Origin of the sequence: Brevibacillus sp. BC25 (assembly GCF_000282075.1) — a bacterium.
GTDB lineage: Bacteria > Bacillota > Bacilli > Brevibacillales > Brevibacillaceae > Brevibacillus.
Genome location: NZ_AKIX01000104.1, coordinates 1 through 23142, shown reverse-complemented (window position 1 = coordinate 23142; position 23142 = coordinate 1). Strand labels below are relative to the sequence as shown.

The window sequence follows — 23142 nt, the reverse complement described above, 5'->3', positions numbered from 1 at the left end:
CCCGTTTTCATCTCCGGAGATGACACCTGCCGCCTGTAGCGAGCGGATTTGCTCTATCGCATAGCTGTTTGCGATATCTTTTAAATTTTTCGTCGATGCTGTGGATGCGGGGACTCCTATGGCAAAAGAGAGACCGTACACCAAAAAAGCAAAGGAGACTAACCAGATATGTATGTTTTGTTTTTTCATCATACATCCAGTATAAGGAGAGAGAACCATTCTTTCATTGGTTAGATATTGGTAGAAACCTTACAGGGGTGCCCGAACTCTTTTTCTGGGAATGCGATATGATATGATGAGGAATAAGAATAGAGAGAATGAAGCGAGGCGGAGAGAAATGGTAGACGTACTGATTGTAGGCGGTGGGCCTTGTGGACTGGCAGCGGCAATTGCCTGCAAGCGAGCTGGACTTGATCCTATCGTTATTGAAAAAGGGTCGCTTGTCCATTCGATTTATCGCTACCCAACCTATATGATTTTTCATAGCACACCTGATTTACTGGAGATCGGGGGCGTCCCTTTTGCAACGGCGAACGACAAGCCGAGCAGACAGGAGGCACTCAATTACTATCGACTGGTAGCAGCGCGAGAAAAATTGCGCGTGAACGTATATGAAACGGTGACGGAAGCGAAGAAGACGCCAGTTGGCTTTCAAGTCATGACAACGGACCGATTCGCCAATAAACATACGTACGAAGCGAAAAACTTGGTGATTGCCACAGGTTACTTTGACAATCCGAATCGGCTGGATGTACCAGGCGAGGAGTTGCCGAAGGTTTCGTCCTTCTATAAGGAAGCACATCCGTATACTGGGCTAAAAGTAGCGGTAGTAGGGGGTAACAACTCTGCCGTAGACGCGGCAATGGAGCTGGAGCGGGCAGGAGCAGAAGTAACGGTGATTTGCCGCCGAACGGAGCTATCTGACAAGGTCAAGGCATGGACAAGGCCTGTTTTTGAGAGTCTGATCAAAAAAGGACGCATCCATATGCTGTTCGATGCAACAGTCGAGAGCATTGAGGAGCGTTCCATCAGGGTGAAAACAGGGGGGGAGGTCATTACGCTTGCCAATGACCATGTGTTTTCTTTGATTGGATACCGTCCGGATCGTACATTCCTTCATTCGTTAGGGGTTATGATTGAAGAGGAAACGGGAATCCCTGCGCATCATCCTGAGACGATGGCGACGAACATTCCAGGTCTCTATATAGCAGGAGTTATTGCGGCGGGCCATCACGCAAACGCCATTTTTATTGAAAATGGAAGGTTTCACGGTGAAGGTATCGCCCGCCACATTGTCTCTCAAATGGAGCAGTAGCTGCTAGTGATTAGAACTGCCACTCCAATTGTCTGCCTCCGATGAGGTGGTAGTGCAGATGGAAGACGGTTTGTTGTCCGTGTTTGCCAATGTTGGTCACGATACGGAAGCCATCCTCGTTCACGCCCATTGTCTCTGCTACTTTTTGCAGTGACAGATGAAGGTGCCCGATCAGCTCCTTGTCCTCAGGCTCGATAGCCAGAACGGATTGAATATGCTTTTTTGGAATCATCAGGACGTGTACAGGGGCAACAGGGTTAATGTCGTGAAAAGCCAATACATGCTCGTCCTCATATACTTTTTTAGACGGAATGTCTCCGTTTACAATTTTGCAAAATAGGCAGTCCATGGCTATACATCCTTTCTAAAATGATAGATAAAGCCTACTTCGTCATGCGAGTAGGCTTTCCCTGTTTTTTACTCTGGAAAAGTCTGTTTTAAAAACTGAAGAACCTCACGCCAAGAGTGCTCGGATGCGTAGGCGTTATTTTTTGGCGTACCACCATTGAGCTGTGTGCGGGTAGTCGGTATGTATGGAAAACGGATCCCATGTCCTGTATCCGCGTAACGCAAATGCACCACTGAATGAGCAAACTGATAATCCTTCAACCGTTGTACCATTTGCTCGCAATGCTCTGCTGCTGGCCACCAGTGATCGTCATCCGAGGAGAGGAAGAGGATCGGGCCATTGATATTTTCCACCGGAATTTCGGCATCTTCTAACCACTCACAAGCAGCCCACGCTTCGGCATGGATATGATCGATACGTTGACCTGCGTCGAGTCGCTCCTGTGAGACTTTTGACTGCTCCTCTGTCCATGGCACGAATGGCAGAGGCTCTCCTTGAAACGACCAAGAGGATTGCGGGGAGAACGTGTCTGAACCAGCGAATGCCTTATCCGTCCCGATAGTAACAGTAGAGCTGGGACTCGAAGCAATGACAGTATGCACGTGTTGATCGATCGATGCCGTGACTAATGCCAATTCTGCTCCTTTGGAACGTCCGAATAACGTAATTTTATCAGGATGTACGGAGGGCTGTTGCTGTAACCAATGAATGGCGCGTTGAACATATTCGATCGGGATCTGGCGAATATCGTCAGGAAGATCGTTACATTGGAAGTAAGCGAGTGCTAGCGCCGGATAGCCGTGAGAGGCGAACAAAGCAGCGAATTGTGAGCAGGAACCAATTCCGCCTTCGCTTCCACCTAGTACGACAATGGCGGGTCTTTGCTCTGTGTGGGGTTTTGAAAAATACAGACCTACTAGACCATAGTCTGTCACTTTCTGTATCGATACGTCGCGGGAGACAAAAATACGTTTCACGACTGCTTTCGCTACGGGCTTATCGTAGACTTCTGCCGTTAATTCTATCTCGGTGGAGCGTGGGGTGAACTGAAAGTCGTCCAGAGAATAAGCATGATAAAAACGCATGGTCTGTACATTCATAGACCAGAACAACCCCATCGGATCAATTCCTTCATAAGTACCAAACAAGGGGGCTTGAGAAACCAAGTCGACTGAGCCATTTTCGTCCGCTTGAAAGATGGCATGTGATGATGCAGTCAAATCTCCACCAGGCAACCCATTTTTTAGCGTAGCATGAAGGGTGATTAATTGATTCGGGACAAACCCGCTAAGTGTAATATGGACGGGAACATCTATCAAGGCTGTAGCAGGCGTAACTTCAATTTGTGGAAGCATCATTTTTGTCAACACTCCTTCCAGATTACGGGAACACTTGACACAGTCATTATAGTAGAATGAATAAAAGTTCGACGTGACGAAATGTGACGGTATGGTTAACTTGACTTCTCGCATGAGGTGTAACTATAATCATTACAACGAAAGGGTGACAACGTATGAAAATCAGCAGCCGTTTCTCCATTGCGGTCCACATCTTATCACTGCTTTCCATTGATTCTAATTCGCATTGCACTTCCGAATGGATCGCAGGTAGTGTGAATACGAATCCGGTCGTGATCCGACGTGTGCTGGGGCTGTTGAAGAAGGCTGGGCTCGTGAAGGTACGTGCCGGAGCTGGCGGAGCTTCTCTCGCCAAGGAACTGGATCAAATCACGCTTCTAGAGATTTACCGTGCAGTCGATGTCGTGGAAGAAGGGCAACTTTTTCACATCCATGAGCAACCGAATCCCGATTGTCCAGTGGGAGCGAATATACAGTTTGTGCTGGAGTTGATTTTGACTCGTGCGCAGTATGCCATGGAGGAGATTTTGGGCGGAGTGAAAATGTCCGAGCTCGTAGATAACCTACGTCAAAAAATAACCGAAAAAGCGCAGTAAGAACAAAAATGCCCTTGCGTAAGCGAGGGCATTTTTGCGAGGAAGGAGTGCCAGCAACAATGCTTGCACAGCTCATCCGGACTGGCGGGCTATTTTCTTCTCCTTCCACCTGTCTTTCTTCCATTGTGGCCTCATGAGAAAAAATCCTAACACGATTGCGATAGCGAAGAAGATGGCGAAGAATCGGAAACCGTTGTTCGTTGCATAGATCAAGTCACTCTTCGATTGTGCGATCTCTCCAGCTCCCGTTTCAGAAAATAGCGGCAAGACGGATGACGACTTGACGCTTAGCTGAACGACTACCAATGAAAGAGCTTGACTTATTGCCCGACACATTTCGTAGACGGTCCAGAACATGCCAGAAGCAGAGCCAGCGCGCTCTTGCGGAGCAGCAGATAGAACTGCTTTCGCGAGCGACGGCCAGGACAGACCAGTGGCGGCGGATATGATAAGAAGCGGGATAATCACAGCCATGCTCGATAACTGAGAACCAAGTTGTCCAAGTAGCAATAGGGCTGAGCCTATTAGAAATGATCCTAACAGAATCATGCGACCGGGGCCAAAACGGTCGGCAAGTTTACCGCCAAAGGGGGCCGTGAAGAGTTGGGGAATAGATAATGGGATCAATAACAATCCCGCTTCTAACGGGCTTAAGCGATGTGCCCCTTGCAGATATAGCATCAGGAGAATGGTGACGGCGAAGTAACCAATGCAATAACTCATTGTGATTCCAAGACCAATCGAATAGTTTCGATAGGTGAAAAGGCTTAGAGGAAAAAGTGGATGCCTGACACGTAGCTCGATGAGTACGAATGCTATCCAAAAAAGTAGAGCGGTTGCAAAGAGGCTAAGTGTGTGTACCGATGTCCAACCCCAAGACTGCCCCTCAGATAGTGCGACAAGCAGAGCGACTAACCCTGATCCAAAGGTCAAAATGCCCGGCCAGTCAGTCTTGCCCTTTTCGATTGGTGGCGTGTTTTTGAGAACCAGGAGGCCAGCGATCAAGCCAATGACTCCAACGGGGACAGCTACAAAAAAGATGGATCGCCATCCGAAACCACCGATAAGCGCGCCTCCGATCACCGGACCGATGAGTGATCCCGTCACCCATGATATGTTGTTTATTCCGAGAGCGATTCCGAGCTGATTGGGTGGGAATGTCCGTATGAGGATTGGTGTTGCTGATGCCATTGCCATCGCAGCACCAGTCCCCTGAAGGAGTCGTGCACCGATCAGTGTTGCGCCTGAGTTCGCAAGACCGCAAAGCGCAGTGGAAATCGTGAACAAGGCGAGTCCCCATAAAAAAATGCGCTTGGTTCCGAGCATATCCGACCAACGCCCAGCTGGAAGCAAAAATAATGTGCTCATGATGTAGAACGCGGTAATCGTCCACATACCAATGTTGATCGGAATGCGCAAATCTTCCATGATAGAAGGAAGACCGATAACCACAATCGTCGCGTCTAAGTTGGTAATGAACGAAACAAGCGTGACCACAGATAAAACAGCCCATTTATTCGATTGTACAGGTGTCAATTTGTACACTCCTTTGCTTATTCATCCATGATCCACTTGCTGGATTTTTCTCGAATCCGAGTCAAATGGGGCGGGTGTTTCCTTTTCATGATGAAGCAGCCAGCGTTTACGTGAAAGTCCTCCTCCGTACCCACCCAAATCACCATTGGAGTTGATGACACGGTGACAAGGAATGACAATCGCTAACTGATTCGCACCATTTGCTTGAGCGACAGCACGAAAGGCGCTTGGTTTCCCAATAGCTGCTGCAACATCGGAATAGGATGAAGTTTGACCGGGGGGGATCGTTTGTAAATGCTCCCAGACCATTCTTTGAAAAGGCGATCCGCACAGAAACAAAGGCGTTGCAAATTCTGTTAACTTTCCGTCAAAATACTCCTCTAACTCACGTTCAATTGAACGGATTGGCGCTGTGGAACCAGGGATAATCGCTGACTTCGTTCTTTGTCTAATACGTTCAACTTCTCGTTCCAAGCCGCGGCGATCAATGAATTCAAGTAGATATAGCGCTTCTTCATCTGCGATAGCTATCATGGGACCGAGTCGCGTATCCAGCCACGATGCCTTTAAGACATGATGATCTCCAAGAAGAGTAGGGGCTGCCCCCATAATTCGTGAAAATGCGTCTCGAAAACCACTGCTGGACTCGTACCCGGTGGATAGTTGGGCATCGATGATTGCTTTTCCTTCTCTGATTTCTTTTAGCGCAATCCCCATCCGTCGCGCCCTTGCATATTCGACGAACGTCATGCCAAAGCGCTTTTTGAATTGGCGGCGCGCTGTTGCAGCGTCCACGGATAATCTTTGAAAGTCTTTTTCCGTCCAGCGCTGCTCGGGGTTCTCTTCTACAGCGTTTACTAGCAGACGCACAAGCTCTGAAACGTGATTGGGATGTGAAAGCGGACGGCAGCGCTGGCAGGGCCGGAATGAGGCCAGAAGTGCTTGTTTGGCATGATCAAAAAACTCACAATTAACAAACTTAGGTTTTCTTGCTGGACATGTTGGGCGACAGAATACGCCGGTTGTCTTGACCCCAACAAAAAAGACACCTTCGTATTCCGAATTTTTATCAAGTAACGCCTGATAATACTCGGACTTCATCTCGGCCGTTATCATTCGTTTCCCCCTCCATTTTTATGTTTTCATTTTATCGCTCACCCAAAATGGTTGCAGCCGAAAATCGTACATTGATTTTTTTTCGGCGATGACAGGTATAAGGCTACGTTCATCCACCTATTAAAAATGCAGGTAAGGGTCGTGGACTGGATTTAAGCTGGAATTAGCCTAAAAATATAGATATAATAAACGTATTCAGAAATATGCGATAAACCGACAACGGCGTCGGTTGCGTATGGAAATGATGAGTAGTTGGCACGTCCGTTCACTGGTGATCGGGAGGTGGAGTATTGCGTCAGCATTATCGAGTCATCATCATAGACGACGACCCCATAACGCGTATGGACCTGGTCGAGATGTTGCAAGAGCAGGGATATAACGTCGTAGCTGAAGGAAAAAACGGCAAAGAGGCCGTTCGATTGACGCAAATGTGGAACCCGCATCTCATTATTATGGATGTTAAAATGCCAATTATGGACGGTTTGACAGCGACTGGGATTATCCGAGAGCATTCGGACGCGGCTATCCTTCTCTTGACTGCTTACAGTCAAAAGGACATGGTCATGCAAGCCAAAGCGAAAGGGATATGTGCCTATCTGGTCAAACCCGTCATGGAAGAAGAACTGCTACCAGCAGTGGAGTTCGTGCTTACGGGCAAACAATGAACGCAAAAAAGTGAATCGTATGAAGAGCAACGGCGCTTGGACCAAGGCGAGCATTTCGTCTTATGTTTCGAAGCGCTTTTTTACGTTCCATGAGATAGAGTTTACGGAAAGTTGAAAAGAAAGTGAGTGAAGCTAGAGATGAAATTGGCTTGCGTTGTACGTAAACAGCATTACCAGTTTACTTCCGTTCGTGATGTATTGGCTAAAGCGAGTGAAGAAAAGTCTGGCGATCACATGAGTAAACTAGCAGCTAATTCCGCACTGGAGCGGATGGCGGCTAAAGTCGTATTAAGCGAAATGCAACTTCGTGATATATATGAAAATCCAGTCATTCCGTACGAAAAAGACGAAGTGACACGGATCATTTACGATGATATCAATCTCTCCATTTACGATGAGATTAAAAATTGGACAGTAGGGGAGCTACGGGAGTACATCTTGTCGTTTTCCACAGGGATGCCTGAGCTCACAAGAATTAGCCGTGGACTCACCAGCGAGATGATTTCCGCTACGGCCAAGCTGATGTCCAGCATTGACCTAGTCATGGCATCACAAAAAATGAAGCATCAAGCCTACTGCAACACACTGATTGGCGAGCCGGGAAGACTGGCGTTCCGTTGCCAGCCGAATCACCCCATCGATGATCCAGATGGTATTATGGCTTCGATGAAGGAAGGCTTGTCATATGGATCAGGCGACGCTGTCATTGGAATTAACCCCAATAACGACTCCGTTGAAAGCGTTACCAAGCTCTTGAAAATGACACATGATTTCATGCAAAAGTGGGAAATTCCTACGCAAAACTGCGTACTGGCCCATATCACGACACAAATGCAGGCTCTTCGCGGCGGAGCGCCGATTTCCCTGATGTTCCAAAGTCTGGCAGGCTCACAACGAGCGAATGATGCGTTTGGCGTGAACAAGGAGATTTTGGATGAGGCAATGGATTTGATGCTTCGAAAAGGCACAGCGTCGGGACCAAACGTCATGTATTTTGAGACGGGGCAAGGCTCTGAGGTGTCGCTGGAATCTCATGAAGGCGTCGATATGCAGACGCTGGAAGCGCGTACGTACGGTTTTTGCCGTCACTGGAAGCCGTTCATGGTCAATAACGTCTCTGGCTTTATCGGACCAGAAACCCTTTATGATGGCAGACAGATGATTCGTGCCGATCTGGAGGACTTGTTCATGGGCAAGCTGCATGGTTTGCCGATGGGAATCGCTCCGACTTACACGAATCACATGTATGCGGATCAGAATGACCAGGAAATTGCAGGTATGTTGACGACTTTGGCAGGGGCGAATTTTTATATGGGCGTACCAGGTGGGGACGACGTCATGCTCAGTTACCAAGACACGAGCTACCACGATGACGCCAGCTACCGCGAGCTCTTGGGACTGCGACCTCTCCGGGAATTCGAGAAATGGTTGGAAAAAATGGGCATTATGGAAAATGGTCGTTTGACAGAGCGTGCAGGCGATTTAACCATTTTTGACTAACGAGTGGGGAGGGAAGCAAGATGAAACAGATCAATATGGATGATTTGGTCCAGCGCGTAATGGATGAGCTGTCCAAAATAGGGCAGGGCGTGATTGATTTTCCTGAGCAAAAGCAATGCGGGGTAAAGAACCCCAACAATCCAGAAGCATTGGAGCAAGCGATGAAGCGTACGCCAGCTCGTATCGGAATCGGTCGGGCGGGTACCCGAATGAAGACGGGTAGCTATCTGCAATTTCGCATAGATCAGGCAGCGGCTCGCGATGCGGTCATGAAAACAATCAGTCCGGAACTGATCGAGAGCTTGCAGCTTCCTGTTCTCCATTCAAGAGCGACGAGCATGGAGGAGTATTTAATGAACCTCGACTCGGGACGGATGTTATCGGATGAATCCGCCCGTTGGCTGGAGCAGAATGGAGATAAAGGAAAAGACGTTCAAATTGTCATCTCGGACGGACTGAGCACCTCGGCGTGTGAGGCGACGATTCCAGACTTGCTGCCTGCGTTAATCCAAGGTCTTTCCATGAGAAACATCAGTGTAGGAAAGCCAGTGTTCATTAACAAAGGTCGCGTCTGGATTCAAGATCAGGTAGCGTCCATCGTAAAATGCAAGGTCGTCATTTCCTTGATCGGGGAAAGACCTGGGCTTGCAACGGCAGAAAGTCTCAGTGCTTACATGATTTACAAACCAGATGCCAATACGGTAGAATCAGATCGTACGGTTATTTCTAATATTCATAAGGGTGGCACGCTACCGATTGAGGCAGGTGCGTACCTTGCAGAGCTTTTGGAGGAAATTTTGAAGTACCAGGCGAGCGGTGTAAAATTATCACAGCTTCGGACGAATAACGGGTAGATTCCCACTGGCGCTTCCTCCTGTCTTGCACTAGAATACATAGAAGATAACCAATTTCTATGAGGAGTTGCTACGCATGACGGAGCCAAACCAAAACGAAAAAGAAACCACTGAGCAAAAGCCTGGGAAGATCAGCCTGCAAGAGGCGATGAAGCGCAAAATGGCGGAGAAAAAACAAGCGCAAGCCCAAGCCAATAATCCGTTGAATCAAAAGGCGCAAAATCAGAGCATGAAAAGCCAGCTCACCAAAAAACCAAACAATCAACGCAGACGTATGGGCGTATAGTTTCGAATGAGCAAGGCAAAAAGGGAATGTGCAGCAACTTTAGGCTGCAGATTCCTTTTTTGTATGATCATTCATACGGAATGTTCATCTACGTTTTAAAATGTATCGATAACCAACTAAGCTAGTGAGAAGAAAAAGCACAGGGCTCGTAGACCTTGACAACGCCTACCCAGTCGTAACTTCAAAAAGGGGACCACGCTCGTCGAACACTTCTCCTTTGAGAAACTTCCGCCCGTAGGGTGGCTTTGGCTCGACGGTCCCCTTTTTGAAGTGGAGACGTCCAGTGAATCCCCCCAGCTGGCGTGTCAGAGTCGAAGAGACCTGTGCTTTTTCTTCTCCTCCACTATGTTGCCTAAAAAGAAAAGTGAGGGCGATCATGAAGGTAGAACGGCTACTCGCTATTGTTATCATGCTGTTGAATAAGCGCCGTGTGAGCGCTCGTGAACTATCCGACCACTTTGAAGTATCCTTGCGTACGGTCTATCGGGATTTGGAAACGATTAACGCAGCAGGAATTCCGATCGTAGCGTACCCTGGGGCAAGCGGCGGATACGAGATCATGGAGAATTTTACGATCGATCGGCAATATTTATCCTTGGATGAGCTGGTTGCGGTTATTGCTGCGCTAAAAGGGGTTCATTCCTCCACAGACGATAAGCAAATCGGACAGCTTCTGGAAAAAATAAAAGCGTTGCTCACTACTGCACCATCCTCTCTGCAAGGAAGTGCACATCCCGTTGTTTACGACTTTAATCCGTGGGGCAGTACACCGGCAATCGCCGAAAAAGTAAACAAGCTGCGGGAAGCCATCGAGAAAAGACTTCGTGTGCGGATTACCTATACGAAAATACAAGGCGATGCGACAGAGCGCACCATTGAGCCTGTAACACTGATTATCAAAGGCTATGTGTGGTACGTGTATGGCTATTGTTTACAGCGCCAGGAGGATCGTCTGTTTCGCTTGTCACGGATTGCAGACATGTCTATGCTGACAGAGGAATTTTCGCCTCGCCCGTATCATGTAGATAAACTGGAATGGCTCGAAGAATGGGATACAGCAGAGCGCATTTCTCTTGTCCTCGAATTTGCGCCGCGTGTACATGTAAGGGTACGGGATATGTTTGCCCCAGAAGCGATAGAGACCATGCAGGATGGCTCGTTGCTGGTACGAACGCAGATGACAGACGATGAGTGGTTAACTGGTATGCTGCTTAGCTTTGGCGATGCCTTGTGTGTACATGAGCCTGCACATGTGAGGCAGAGAATTGGGGATACGGTAAAAAGAATGGCGAAACTTTATGAATAAACGCTGGAATGTTGACAGATAGTTGTCAGGGTATGGTCGTTATACTAAGTCATGTAAACAAACTCTTACAGGAGCGTGGTTAATGATGAACCCAACGATTGTCAAACTCGATGAAATGCGTGTAGCAGGCTTGCAAATTCGGACAACCAATGAGGCGGAATGCGGACCGAATGCGAAAATTGGGGAACTGTGGCAACGCTATTATCAAGAAGAGCATCCCTTCAAAACTCCCCATCAAAAAGAGCCGGGTATTGTTCTGGGTGTGTATTCCGATTACGACAGTGACGAGACAGGCGAGTACTCCTTGTTAGTAGGAACCGTTATCGAAAAGAACGGTGAGCTTCCTGCCGAACTCACGGTCAAGACTCTACCAGCTTCTACCTATGCCGTATTTACGACTCGCGTAGGGCCGATGGTAGAGGTTGTGATGGAAGCATGGGCGAAGGTGTGGGAGTGGTCCCATCAACCGGGGAACAAGCGGACTTTTACCGGAGATTTCGAGCGATATGACGGAGTGCGCTGCGCTGATCCCAACAACGCGCAAGTGGATTTATACATCGCGATTTCAGAAGAATAATGATGCAGCAAATCATACAAGCAGTCGTAGTCGATCAGACTACGGCTGTTTTGCTTTTTTCCATGATTTCTTCACAAGTTTCGTTTACTCTAGAGAGAGAGTGGCAGAGGGGAGTCATACAGACGGATGGATTGGATAACGAATATAGAAGCCCTGGCAGAGTGGATTCGCTCTTTGGGAATGCTGGGGATTATCGGTAGTATTTTATTGAACATCGTAATCAGTGTGGCAGGTGTATTGCCGTCCATTTTTTTATCAGGTGCGAATGCGGTCGTGTTTGGCTTGTACGGAGGGTTCTTGATTTCTTTGACGGGAGAGGTGGTTGGTGCTTGCATTGCCTTCTTTCTTTACCGCTATACGATCAATAAAGCAGATCGGCGCGAAAAGCTGAAATCGTTCAAATGGGTACATGCCATCAATGGAACGACGAATTTTCGCAAATGTCTTGCCATCGTTTTGCTCCGATTGAATCCGATGATGCCTTCCGGTGTGATCAATTTAGGTGCGGCTTTGACGAATATCACCTTCGTGCAATTTTTAGTAGCGACCTTGATTGGAAAAGTGCCGTCGATGGTTTTTGAAACATTCGTCGGCCATGATCTGATTACTTTTAGTGAAAACAAGTTTCGCTTGCTCTTTGCCTTACTGGCAGGTGCTCTCGTCTTTTTACTTTTCTGGAAAAAAGGAAAGGATCAAACACAAGAGGAGTAGGGAGGATTCACATGTCTACCATTTTGCTAGTCGATGATGAGCCGCAAATCTTAGAAATATTGTCCTCCTATCTGCAAAAGGAAGGCTATCATGTTCTGACCGCCCAAACAGGCAAGGAAGCGGTGGAAATGGCCACGACAATTTCATTGACCTGTATCATTTTGGACCTGATGCTACCTGATCTGAGCGGGGAAGAAGTCTGCGTCCAAATTCGCAAAGAGTCTCGTGTCCCGATTTTGATGCTAACGGCGAAAAGTGGAGAGGCGGATCGGATTCGTGGGCTTACGATTGGCGCTGATGATTATTTGATCAAGCCCTTTAGCCCGAGAGAACTCGTAGCACGTGTTCGAGCCGTCATGCGTCGTGCGGGCGATTATTCAACACTCTCCGATTTCATCGAGGTGGGAGACTTGACCATATCGATGAATGAGAAGAGAGTCACGAAAAATGGAGTCGCTTTGGAGGTTACGCCAAATGAATACCGCTTGCTCACAACGCTTGTCCGTTATCCGGGGAGAACGTGGGGCAGGGAGGAGCTCGTGCGTGAGGTCATGGGCTTTGATTTCGAAGGATACGACCGAACCATAGATACGCATATCAAAAATCTTCGCCAAAAGATAGAGGTAGACCCGAAGCAACCGGAGTATATCAAGACGGTGTACGGATTGGGCTATCGCTTTGACGATCCCATGAAGAAGTGAGGCCACGATGAAGCATATTTGGGTAAAGCTCGCCTTTGTGATCATGACAGTCGGCGCATGCGCTGTTCTTTTTTCCTCGTTGTTGTCCGTAAAGGAAATGGATGTTCATTTTTCCATGTATGCCAATGAAGTGAGAAATCAGCATAACCAAGAAATATCGCGTGTCGCACTCCAGGCGTATCAGGACAATCAAGGCTGGGGAGCGGAAGCCTATCAAAAGCTTGAAGCGGTTTCCGAGGTCTTGGGACTGCATATCACACTCCTCGATAAACAGCAACAAGTGAAAAACGAGTGGGGTAAGCGACCAGTCCATACGAGCAATTACAGTGTAGACAAGATTCCCCTTGTCAGTAAGGGGGTCATGATCGGGCAACTGGTAATTAGTCATGATGACCGGAGTGCGTATATGACTTTGGAAAGTCATTTCCAATGGGCGCATAAAAACACGACGTTGTGGACGATGGCTGTGCTGCTCATCCTGGTCATTATCATCAGCATACCGCTCGCCCGGACCATGGTGCGTCCAGTCGTACAAGTGAGCACCGCAGCGCAACGAGTCGCGCGAGGCGATCTGTCCATACGCGTGCCGGAGCCTCGTGGCAAGGATGAAGTTACGTCATTGGTCGCTGCTTTTAACAACCTAGTCCAAAGTCTTGAGCATCAGGAGGAGCTGCGCAAGCGACTGACCTCCGATATTGCCCATGAATTGCGGACACCACTGAACACCTTGCTGGCGCAAGTAGAGGGAATGATCGACGGCATATGGGAAGCAACTCCCAAAAATCTCGAAAGCACAAGGTCTGAGGTACTGCGTTTGAGCCGTCTCGTCCGCGATTTAGATCAGGTGATTCAGGTGGAGTCGGGTTCCTTGCAAATGCGCAGTGAAGAAGTGGAACTGCGTGAGGTTGTCAAAGAAGTCACCGAGTCAATGAGTGCTACGTTTGCCCGTGCGCAAGTGAATTTTCACTTCAAAGGAGATCACGCTGCCTGGATCATAGGGGACAGGCAGAGACTGGCGCAAATCGTGGCCAATTTGTTGACGAATGCCTGCAAGCATACGCCAGCCGGAGGAGAAGTCGTAGTCACGGTAGACAAACCGAGTACGCTGGTCCGTTTGCAAGTGAAGGACAGCGGCACGGGCATCGATCAAAAGGACCTCCCGTACGTCTTTGAGCGTTTTTATCGGGGAGATCGCTCGCGAGCAAGGGAACGTGGTGGAGCAGGATTAGGGTTGACGATTGTAAAAGGGATTGTGGAGGCACACAAGGGAATCATCTCGTTGGATAGCAGGGTAGGGGAGGGAACGACCATCACAATTTTGTTTCCGCCACAAGCTCATGAAGGCGAAAAGAAAGCCTAAACCGTATCGTTCTCGCTGCACATCGTTTATGATATTAAGAGAATTTGAATATTCGATACAAAGAGGGAGAGCACATGTTTGATTGGACTACCATGGGAGCATTTTTGGCTGTTGTGATCGGCCTCTTTTTAATTCCGGGACCCGCTGTCCTGTTAACTGCGACGCGTACCGTACAGGGAGGCCGTAAAGCTGGGATTATGGCAGGGCTGGGCATTGCTACAGGCGACTTCATTCATACGATTTTTGCTGCGGTCGGCTTATCCGCGATTTTGATGACATCTGCATGGGCATTCAATCTCGTCAAATTTGTGGGAGCCGCTTACTTGGTCTATTTAGGGGTTCGGGCCATGCTTGAAAAACCAGTTGATCCAGAGTTGCCAAAAGTAACACCGTTGCCACCGCTGCAATCGTATGGGCAAGCCATCCTCGCAGAAGTTCTGAATCCAAAGACGGCGCTGTTCTTTCTGGCGTTTCTGCCGCAATTCGTACATCCGGAGCGTGGGGGAGCCATTTTCCAATTCCTTGTCTTTGGACTGATTTTCGCCATTCTGGGGTTCTTTTACACCGCGTTGATTGCGATCAGTATCAGACCATTGGGGCATCTGGTGAAACGAATTTCCTGGCTGGGCCGCTGGAGTGGCAAGATCGTAGGTTCTGTTTACATCTTATTAGGATTAAAAGTAGCACTGCAAGAGAGATAAGGTCATGAGTCGGGGAGACAGTCTTCCCGGCTTTTTTTATTGCTTGGTTTCTGATGTAAGGTACTTTTTAGTGCCTATGATACTTGAAAGTACGTACTTCCTATCATGTGAGGCATGAGACATAATAGCATTCAGAACCAACATATTCGCCAATCATGATAAGTAAGGGCCCTGCTTTGTGAATGGCAAGAAAAATTAAGGGAGGATACAACTCAGATGAGCACTATTACATCCAATGTGAAGCAGCAAGAAACTGGTGCGAAAAACTCCACTCTTGCTTTACTTGCTCTCGCAATCAGCGCATTTGGTATCGGGACTACTGAATTTGTTATCGTCGGTTTGTTGTCTACAGTCGCACAGGATTTGAAAGTAACCATCACCTTGGCAGGACTTCTTATTTCTGGATATGCATTAGGGGTAGCTATTGGAGCACCGATTATTACAGCACTTACAAGTCGAATTCCACGCAAAATGCTACTCATGCTTTTGATGATTGTCTTTGTTGTCGGAAACAGTGCGGCAGCCTTGTCGAGTAGTTTTACGCTTTTAATCATTGCCCGTTTCTTTACCGCGTTTTCTCATGGGGTATTTTTCTCCATCGGTTCGACGATTGCAGCCGATCTGGTGCCAGAAAACAAACGTGCCAGCGCGATTGCGACGATGTTTACGGGTCTGACTGTTGCAACTGTTACAGGCGTACCTTTGGGAACGTTTATTGGACAAATGTTTGGTTGGAGAGCGACTTTTTGGGGAGTTGCCATTCTTGGAGTGATTGCACTTATCTCGACAGCGATTCTGGTACCTAGCAATTTGAAAAAATCCAAGCCTGCTTCCATTAAAGACCAAGTGAAAATAATCACAAATTTGCCACTGGTGCTTGTCTTTGCGATTACGGCACTTGGCTACGGCGGTACCTTCGTAACCTTTACGTTCCTAGGTCCGATTCTGGAAGAAATCACAGGTTATAAGGCGAGTGCCGTCAGTCTGATGCTTCTCGTCTATGGGATTGCGGTAGCGATTGGAAATACGGTCGGAGGAAAAGCGGCTGACAAGAATCCTTTAAAAGCGCTGCGCTGGATGTTTATCATTCAGGCGATCATTCTGATCATTTTGACATTTACAGCTCCTTTCAAATGGGTGGGAACCCTGACGATTATGCTGATGGGCCTCTTGGCTTTTATGAACGTACCTGGCTTACAGGTATATGTCGTGCAGTTGGCTGAAAAATACGTGCCAACTGCTGTTGATGTAGCTTCTGCCATTAACATTGCGGCATTCAATCTCGGCATTGCGATTGGAGCCTTCGTGGGAGGAATCATCGTCGATACCATTGGATTGATTCATACACCATGGGTCGGCGGAGTGATGGTGTTGGGTGCAGCATTACTCACGGTGATCAGCAGCAAGCTGGAAAAAGCTCGTCATTAATCGTACAAAGACGGTGGATGGATGAAAGCATTTGTCTGCCGTTGGTTTCCAAATACATCACGTGAGGAGAGAGCATCGATGAGCAAATTCGACGGTCATTATGGTTTTCAGCGAATGTTCCAAGAAGGAAAGATGACCTTGGGATTTCACATTCCGCTGGAGGCATACGAGTGGGAAGCACCGACAATGGAGCGCCAGGTTGAACTCGTCCAAGCGGCAGAAGACTATGGCTTTACCGGAATCTGGCTGCGGGATGTGATTTTGCAGGACCCCGCTTTTGGTGACCCTGCAACCGGGCAAATTTATGACATGATGATTTATTTAACCTATTTGGCTGCGCAAACCAAAAAAATCGCTTTTGGTACCTCGAGTATCGTGCTTCCACTGCGGCATCCGCTGCGAGTGGCAAAAGAGACAGCGACCATCGAAAATTTGTTTCCCCAACGTTTGATGATGGGTATTTCTTCTGGGGACAGACGGGCTGATTTTCATGGGTTGAATGTGCCACATGAACAGCGTGCGGAGCTGTTTCGCGATGGCTACGACTACTTGCAGAAGGTCATGGCAGAGGATTTCCCAAAAATCAACTCCCCATACGGCAGGATTGATGGAGCGAATCTGGTGCCAAAATCAACCGCGCCCATTCCTACCTTTATCACGGGGTATAGTCAACAAACGATGGACTGGTTTGCGCAAAACGGAGATGGCTGGATTTATTACCCGCGTGATCCATTCAATCAAGCAAATGCCATCCAAGAATGGAGAGAGCTTGTCCAGATATATCATCCAGGTGTATTCAAGCCGTTTATTCAGCCTCTTCACTTGGATCTTGCGGAAAATCCGGATGAGTCGGTCACGCCGATTCGATTAGGGTACCGAGTCGGTAGAAAAATGCTTGTAGAATTGCTGGCCATGTATCAAGAAGTCGGCGTCAATCATTTGTTCTTCGCCCTGTTCCCTAGCAAACGTCCCATTGACGAGGTCATCGATGAGCTTGGACAAGAAGTATTGCCTTATTTTCCGGCCCATATCGATTCACCGGAGCGAGTTTGACTACAGCTTCATATGAGGAGGGGAGGACATGGAAAAATACAATATCCCTGTAGAGGCAACATTGGAGGTCATTGGAGGGAAATGGAAAGTGGTGATCCTCTGCTTGTTGGCAAAAGGGACGAAGCGGACAAGCGAACTGAAACGATCAATGCCTGCCATCACGCAAAAAATGTTAACGCAGCAACTGCGCGAATTGGAAACGGACAACATCATCACCCGCAATGTTTATCAGCAGGTTCCCCCACGCGTCGAGTATGACTTGACGGAGTACGGCAAGACACTGTCGAAGGTCCTGGATGTCATGTGTGAATGGGGAGAAAGTCACATCGAAAACCAATTGCGAAAAATAGTCGAATGAAAAGGGGAAGTTCGATGAGAGGAATTGGCATTAAGCAATACGGAGGCATCCAACAGTTAACAGAAATTGAACTGCCAACAAAACCAATCGGGCCGGACGATTTGCTCATATCGATAAAAGCGAGCGGGGTAAATCCCGTGGATTGGAAGGTGCGGGAAGGACTGTTGCAAGCAGATTTTCCTTTTGAACTGCCACTTATTTTAGGGTGGGATGCTGCGGGTACGGTAACAGCTGTTGGTACGAATGTGCAGGATTTTCAAATCGGGGATGATGTCTTCTTTCGCCCAGAACTGGAAAGAGAAGGGACATACGCAGATGAAATTATCGTTCCGGCGAATATCGTAGCCCCGATGCCTCGTGGGTTGTCGTATACGGAAGCGGCTTCGCTTCCGCTGGTTGGACTAACGGTTTGGCAGGCATTGGTGGAGGTAGGGAAGGTACAATCGGGAGATAAAGTCCTGGTGTTGGGGGGAAGCGGAGGGATTGGTTCCATGGCGATCCAGCTAGCAAAAGCGCTAGGTGCCTATGTGGCTACGACAACCAGCTCCAAAAATAGCGATTTTGTCCGTGAGCTGGGAGCAGATGAAGTCATCGTATATGATCAGGGATCACTTCACACCCCTACAGAATTTACATTCATGCTGGACACGCTGGGTGGAGAAGCATACGGAGAAGGTATAAAATTTATGAAACAGAAAGGAAGAGTGGCAACCATTATCAGCGAGCGTGATGCCAAAAAACCTTCTTTCGCTGATGCGGTTGAGAAAGAACGAGAGCTGGATGTTACTTTTGTGTTTACGCGTCCAGATGGGGCAAACATGAATCATATCCGTGAGCTAGTGGAAGCCAAACACATAAAGCCTTTCTTGACAGAGGTATATCCATTGACTGTTGAAGGGGTTCGAGATGCGCATCTCTTTAGTCAAACAGGTAGAGTGCGTGGCAAGATTGTGCTCGTCCATTCATGATGGGGAAATGTGATTTATAATTGATGTTTTCACTGCTTATATTTATGTATGTCACCTGATTATAAGGAAAAGTGACAAATAACATCTGAAACCTGTTATGGCAAACCGTTGTCATAACAGGTTTTTTTGAACTTTTTATAATGTCGGGTTTGATTAGCTGTTTAGGGGAAGTGTCATAATATTATATCAAGGATTTTTTCTATATATGCTGTTTTGACACAATGCACGCCAGTCAATTTTAGTGTCTCTCCTTCACAGATGAATATAAATCTTAATCTCAGATAGAAGTTTCATAACTGTAAACATGCATTTTTCGTCATTGTCATCTAGAATAAACCTGCATATTTAAGAATCGTTTCCACAGAATAGTACCGAGTTATTCTATACAGGTGACCCGTAGTTAAATGGAGGGGGAAAGCGATGTCAATTGATTATGGGGATAATGGGTGTCGAGTGAAACAAACGAAAAATGTGATTCTAAAAACTGGCTTGTTGAACCCATTTGTATCGCAGAATGGTAGTACGTTCGTGTCGCCAGACAGTTTTCAAGTCATATACGTGTGACCCTTGTAGTTATAATATATAACCTTCAGTAGATTCCTGCTTTAGAATATTAAGGTCTTGACATTCTTCGGTAATTGAGCCTGAGTGGTTGTGGGCAATTCTGTATAAGCTAAAGAGATCATTACGAGTGATCAAGTGGGGGAATGTCTCATGGATTGGTATGACCGATTAAATGAATACTTTCCAGAATATGAAATGAAAAAGGAAGGACAAATTCAGGCGCTTATCAGGGAAACAGACATTTACCACAAAGTCGATACAGACAAATTTCTTTTGCTGTACGCGGAGTTTCCGACGTTTATCTTCATCGATTACCTCCTAATCAATCCTGCCACGCGTGGACAAGGTATCGGTACCAAGGTCATCCAGACACTCAAAAAGAGAGGGAAAGACATCATTCTGGAGGTAGAACCTATCGATCGAAATGATGAAGATTCCATCAAGAGAGTCCATTTTTATCAAAAGAACGGGTTTGTGAAAGCGGACCGTATTCAATACAGCTGGGAAGAAGAAAATGGCGAAACATATGAAATGAAAATCTATTACTGGAGTCCGCACGATGATTTACCACAGGAAGTCGTACTCGGGAATATGTCCAAGGCCTGTCAGGAGATCCACAACTTCCGCGCCCACCAATACTACGGACGAAATGTTGCCAATCCGGATGAAGTGCTGCATTGGAAACACTAATGACGCCTTCAAGTTAGTCCAACACCCCTGTAAAAGAAGGGGTGTTGGTATTCGATCAATCAGAGCAATACTTATTTTTTGAAAACCTATTCTGGGTGCGCCAGTAAAACAGGAGTCGCCACGCATAAAAAATGTTAAGGCCTTAGTGGGAGAAGAAATTCGCAAACATGGATGTAGTTTTATTGAATGTCGCATCCATTTGCTAATCAATAGATCACAGCTCCAGGATTCCCTTATTCCAGATAAAAATTATAATTAGTCTTGCCCCTTCGCCGGAAGGGGTTATCGGTATTGTACGTGATGCACAGAGCGGTCTCGGATAGAAGTTTCATATCTATTACATGCTGTTTCATTGTCATATAGATAAACCCGCAATTTTTAAGAATAGTTTCCATAGAATAGTACCGAGTTATTGCCGCTAAGGTATCCCGCACAATTATTTTAGAGAAAGGTATCTTATTAAAAGTATCAGCTAAGGGAATTCCCTTCGATTTTAATAGACAGTAGTAACCGTATGTAATTGAGGCGGGGATTAAATGGGAAAAAAGGTTCAGGTAAAATTCCATCCATTAAAATAATGTACTTTGGCAACGTAAAAATATCCTATTCTGCGAGATCGCAAGCATTTGTCTGAAGATGGCATACTCGTCGTTGTCGTTACTAGGAATAAGGTTGATGGCAAAATCTTTTCATGTCCAGGGTGTTGGCGGATCGGGCTTACGATACCGATGCAATTGTTACCTTGTTGAAGGAGCAACAAGCAACCCCTTTTATTCCGAGCAAGCGAAACCGGCGAAAGAAGCTAGCTTATGACAAGGATACGTATAAAGAACGGCATCTAATCGAATGCTTTTTTAATAAAATGAAGAATTATCGGCGCTTGGCGACCCGCTATGACAAGACAGCGAGCATGTTCAAGGCCTTTTTGGCGTTGATTTCGATGAGGTTATGGCTGAAATAAGTTTGCGTACAGGCCCTAGTAAAAGCAAGCGGCGAACCAAGACTGAGTAAATAAATTCTTAGGCCGCCGCTGTTGTCGTTCAACTAACGTTCCCAGTTAGTTCAATGCACGTAATATATAATCCACTTATCGGCATAAAGACATTGGCATCCGCCAAGGCAAGCTCTAACAGTCAATGACTTAGTAACAATAGACGTGCATTTATATTAATCAAAGATCCCATCTTAAGCTGCGCATATTCATACGAGGTTCAAGATGGTTTTTTATACTCTCAATTATCACTCCCTCCCTCTATCTAACCTGAGAAAACCCTTCATTAATCTGCAGGCCTTCATTAATACAAAAGAAGCCGCCAAATTAGCGGCTTCTAATGGAATGATGTTCGTGTCCTTCGACACCTCGGTTCAGTAAATTCCAAAATTGTTCAACCATGACCGATGGGGGATATGGCATCGAACGGATAATCCACCATTCCAATATACCCACTGTTGCTGAAGTTAAAAATTGTACCGTAATGTCCCTGTTTATTTCCTTATCGAGATTGATTGAATCCAGATACTCACTCAGATTTTCCCCGAACATGGTCTCCATTTGATTTCGAAATACAGTGCTTCCCTTACTCTTCAGCATTAAGGAGTAGAAAGAAGCATGTTGTTCCAAATATTCAAAACTGTGAAGTAATGCGGTTTTGGAAGGGAGATGAAGTAGGTCATCTCCAGACATACAATGTCGAAGTAACTGGTTAATTTGAGCTGCTATACATTGCTCGCGCAGATCGTACTTGTCAGCGAAATGCAAATACACCGTTCCTCGATTGACATTTGCTTCTACCGCAATTTGATTGATCGTTATGCTCTCGAATTCCTTTTCTGACATTAGCCTCATAAAAGCATCCATAATCGCTTGTCTCGATTTTTGAATACGCCTGGCCATATCCTTCTCCCCTTTATCCCATCCAAAAAATGATCACTTCGAAGCCCTCTGTTGAACAATCAACAACCGAGCTTGTTTTAACCATTGAGCCCGATTTATCACCCTGATACATTCACTATATAAAACATATATTGATAATTCAACATATGTTCAAATTAAGAGGAGGTATAATCATGAAACTTACAGGAAACACGATTTTCATTACAGGTGGCGGTTCGGGAATTGGACGTGCGTTAGCAGAAGCACTCCACCATCTTGGAAATAAAGTTATTATCTCTGGCCGAAGTAAAGAGCGTTTGGAGGAGACAATCAAAGCGAATCCCGGCATTTCAGCAATGGAATTGAATGTACAAGACCCTACCAGTATAGAGGGGGCAGCCAAGCAGTTAATCGGAGAATTCCCGGATTTGAATGTCTTGATTAACAACGCAGGCATCATTCAACCCGATAACGCGGCGGGCGTGATCAATGAGGATGTTTTGGTTTCGACAGTCGCCACAAATTTGTTAGGTCCGATTCGGTTGACTTCTGCATTAATCGACCATTTGAAGTCCAAAGAAGAAGCCGTTGTCATTAACACGACTTCGATACTTGGATTTGTTCCGTTAGCGGCAACTGCTGTATACTCCGCGACGAAGGCAGCACTTCATACCTATACGCTGTCCCAAAGATACCTGCTTAAAGACACATCGGTAAAAGTAATAGAAATTGTGCCACCATGGGTTCAAAGCAACAACGATGAACCGCGTGCAATGTCACTTGCGACATTCATTGAAGCAACGATTAAGATACTTGGCACGGATACAGACGAAGTTCTGGTCGAAGAAGCGAAAATGTTTCGAAATAACCCTGGCCCGAACGAAGGAGTTTTTGTGACCCAGCTTAACGATACGATGAAGTCTGAACCTCCAAAGATTCATTAATCTAGCCCAGCCTCGGGGAGTCTCCTCCGTTCACGAAGCCTCTATCTTCCGTGGGATGTGACGAGGATGTTCCACTCAATTATTGCCAAGTCTAACACTTTATTTCACCGTTTGTAGAGTAATGCTGCTCAGTAAAAGTCGAGGGGGAAAAGAAAGGGATCAGTGTAAATTGCTTACCTGATTACAAGTGTTTTTGAAAAAATGCCAGTTCAAAATCATTAGTAATATCAGGATGTTTAAGGACAGTTGTTGTGATAACTCACAGGAAAAGAGCGAGTAAGTTGGAATGTAACAGCGGCGGGCTAGGATTGGATTTTTCAACCGAGCCCGCCG

General features: G+C 46.7%; 25 protein-coding genes and 1 pseudogene. 20 read left to right on the top strand and 6 right to left on the bottom strand.

From position 1 onward, the window contains the following. Positions 1-192 (bottom strand): annotated as a pseudogene (locus PMI05_RS31445) (glycosyl hydrolase); the annotation flags it as partial. A 145-nt stretch (positions 193-337) separates the two neighbouring features. Here PMI05_RS31445 and PMI05_RS23770 point away from each other — a divergent pair. After that, complete coding sequence (locus PMI05_RS23770; RefSeq protein ID WP_007727377.1) at positions 338-1315, top strand: YpdA family putative bacillithiol disulfide reductase; 978 nt, start codon at positions 338-340, stop codon at positions 1313-1315. Between the two features lie 10 nt (positions 1316-1325). On the opposite strand, the gene PMI05_RS23765 is transcribed toward PMI05_RS23770, so the two are convergent. Further along, positions 1326-1664 carry a histidine triad nucleotide-binding protein gene (locus tag PMI05_RS23765; protein WP_007727375.1) on the bottom strand — a complete coding sequence of 113 codons (339 nt, stop codon included), beginning with the start codon at positions 1662-1664 and terminating at the stop codon, positions 1326-1328. Positions 1665-1732: 68 nt separating this feature from the next. Continuing rightward, positions 1733-3022, bottom strand: coding sequence for an acyl-CoA thioesterase/bile acid-CoA:amino acid N-acyltransferase family protein (locus tag PMI05_RS23760; RefSeq protein WP_007727365.1), 1290 nt, complete (start codon positions 3020-3022; stop codon positions 1733-1735). A gap of 155 nt (positions 3023-3177) precedes the next feature. Between PMI05_RS23760 and PMI05_RS23755 the strand changes: the two genes are divergently transcribed. Continuing rightward, positions 3178-3618: an Rrf2 family transcriptional regulator gene (locus PMI05_RS23755; RefSeq protein ID WP_007727363.1), complete on the top strand. Its 441-nt coding sequence runs from the start codon at positions 3178-3180 to the stop codon at positions 3616-3618. A 72-nt stretch (positions 3619-3690) separates the two neighbouring features. On the opposite strand, the gene PMI05_RS23750 is transcribed toward PMI05_RS23755, so the two are convergent. Both PMI05_RS23750 and PMI05_RS23745 read right to left on the bottom strand, forming a co-directional pair. Then, positions 3691-5163, bottom strand: coding sequence for an MFS transporter (locus tag PMI05_RS23750; protein ID WP_238543348.1), 1473 nt, complete (start codon positions 5161-5163; stop codon positions 3691-3693). Positions 5164-5175: 12 nt separating this feature from the next. Next, complete coding sequence (locus tag PMI05_RS23745; protein ID WP_007727360.1) at positions 5176-6270, bottom strand: bifunctional transcriptional activator/DNA repair enzyme AdaA; 1095 nt, start codon at positions 6268-6270, stop codon at positions 5176-5178. A gap of 290 nt (positions 6271-6560) precedes the next feature. On the opposite strand from PMI05_RS23745, the gene PMI05_RS23740 reads away from it, so the two are divergent. The 17 genes from PMI05_RS23740 (at position 6561) to PMI05_RS23660 (ending at position 20953) form a co-directional block, all read left to right on the top strand. After that, entirely contained in the window at positions 6561-6935 is a 375-nt protein-coding gene (locus tag PMI05_RS23740) for a response regulator (protein ID WP_007727358.1), read from the top strand. 138 nt (positions 6936-7073) lie between these two features. Beyond that, a complete protein-coding gene (locus tag PMI05_RS23735) occupies positions 7074-8435 on the top strand; it encodes an ethanolamine ammonia-lyase subunit EutB (RefSeq protein ID WP_007727357.1) in 1362 nt (453 codons plus the stop codon). Between the two features lie 20 nt (positions 8436-8455). After that, complete coding sequence (gene eutC, locus PMI05_RS23730; RefSeq protein ID WP_007727356.1) at positions 8456-9289, top strand: ethanolamine ammonia-lyase subunit EutC; 834 nt, start codon at positions 8456-8458, stop codon at positions 9287-9289. A 76-nt stretch (positions 9290-9365) separates the two neighbouring features. Next, a complete protein-coding gene (locus tag PMI05_RS23725; protein WP_007727355.1) occupies positions 9366-9575 on the top strand; it encodes a hypothetical protein in 210 nt (69 codons plus the stop codon). A 376-nt stretch (positions 9576-9951) separates the two neighbouring features. Next, entirely contained in the window at positions 9952-10881 is a 930-nt protein-coding gene (locus PMI05_RS23715; protein WP_007727354.1) for a YafY family protein, read from the top strand. 82 nt (positions 10882-10963) lie between these two features. Beyond that, positions 10964-11458, top strand: coding sequence for a GyrI-like domain-containing protein (locus PMI05_RS23710; RefSeq protein ID WP_007727352.1), 495 nt, complete (start codon positions 10964-10966; stop codon positions 11456-11458). A 126-nt stretch (positions 11459-11584) separates the two neighbouring features. Further along, entirely contained in the window at positions 11585-12169 is a 585-nt protein-coding gene (locus PMI05_RS23705) for a TVP38/TMEM64 family protein (RefSeq protein WP_007727350.1), read from the top strand. Between the two features lie 11 nt (positions 12170-12180). Beyond that, positions 12181-12870 (top strand): response regulator transcription factor, encoded by a 690-nt coding sequence (locus PMI05_RS23700; protein ID WP_007727348.1) that lies wholly within the window; start codon positions 12181-12183, stop codon positions 12868-12870. A gap of 7 nt (positions 12871-12877) precedes the next feature. Further along, the gene (locus tag PMI05_RS23695; RefSeq protein WP_007727346.1) at positions 12878-14230 is read left to right on the top strand and encodes a HAMP domain-containing sensor histidine kinase; all 1353 of its coding nucleotides are present in this window, start codon (positions 12878-12880) and stop codon (positions 14228-14230) included. Between the two features lie 74 nt (positions 14231-14304). After that, on the top strand, positions 14305-14931 hold the full coding sequence (locus PMI05_RS23690) for a LysE family translocator (protein ID WP_007727344.1): 627 nt from the start codon (positions 14305-14307) through the stop codon (positions 14929-14931). Between the two features lie 216 nt (positions 14932-15147). After that, on the top strand, positions 15148-16359 hold the full coding sequence (locus tag PMI05_RS23685) for an MFS transporter (RefSeq protein ID WP_007727342.1): 1212 nt from the start codon (positions 15148-15150) through the stop codon (positions 16357-16359). 78 nt (positions 16360-16437) lie between these two features. After that, positions 16438-17412, top strand: a complete 975-nt coding sequence (locus tag PMI05_RS23680) for an LLM class oxidoreductase (RefSeq protein ID WP_007727341.1) — start codon at positions 16438-16440, stop codon at positions 17410-17412. Positions 17413-17440: 28 nt separating this feature from the next. After that, the gene (locus tag PMI05_RS23675; protein ID WP_007727339.1) at positions 17441-17770 is read left to right on the top strand and encodes a helix-turn-helix domain-containing protein; all 330 of its coding nucleotides are present in this window, start codon (positions 17441-17443) and stop codon (positions 17768-17770) included. 14 nt (positions 17771-17784) lie between these two features. Next, positions 17785-18738, top strand: coding sequence for an NADP-dependent oxidoreductase (locus PMI05_RS23670; protein WP_007727337.1), 954 nt, complete (start codon positions 17785-17787; stop codon positions 18736-18738). A gap of 714 nt (positions 18739-19452) precedes the next feature. Then, entirely contained in the window at positions 19453-19992 is a 540-nt protein-coding gene (locus PMI05_RS23665) for an N-acetyltransferase (RefSeq protein WP_007727333.1), read from the top strand. Positions 19993-20618: 626 nt separating this feature from the next. Then, a complete protein-coding gene (locus tag PMI05_RS31830; RefSeq protein WP_369751242.1) occupies positions 20619-20741 on the top strand; it encodes a hypothetical protein in 123 nt (40 codons plus the stop codon). Further along, entirely contained in the window at positions 20684-20953 is a 270-nt protein-coding gene (locus PMI05_RS23660) for an IS5/IS1182 family transposase (protein ID WP_039961268.1), read from the top strand. Before PMI05_RS31830 ends, PMI05_RS23660 begins: the two co-directional genes overlap by 58 nt. A 357-nt stretch (positions 20954-21310) precedes the next feature. Here PMI05_RS23660 and PMI05_RS23655 read toward each other — a convergent pair whose 3' ends face one another. Continuing rightward, the gene (locus PMI05_RS23655; RefSeq protein ID WP_007727331.1) at positions 21311-21886 is read right to left on the bottom strand and encodes a TetR/AcrR family transcriptional regulator; all 576 of its coding nucleotides are present in this window, start codon (positions 21884-21886) and stop codon (positions 21311-21313) included. A gap of 173 nt (positions 21887-22059) precedes the next feature. On the opposite strand from PMI05_RS23655, the gene PMI05_RS23650 reads away from it, so the two are divergent. Beyond that, the gene (locus tag PMI05_RS23650; protein ID WP_007727329.1) at positions 22060-22809 is read left to right on the top strand and encodes an SDR family oxidoreductase; all 750 of its coding nucleotides are present in this window, start codon (positions 22060-22062) and stop codon (positions 22807-22809) included. The last annotated feature ends 333 nt before the right edge of the window (positions 22810-23142 follow it).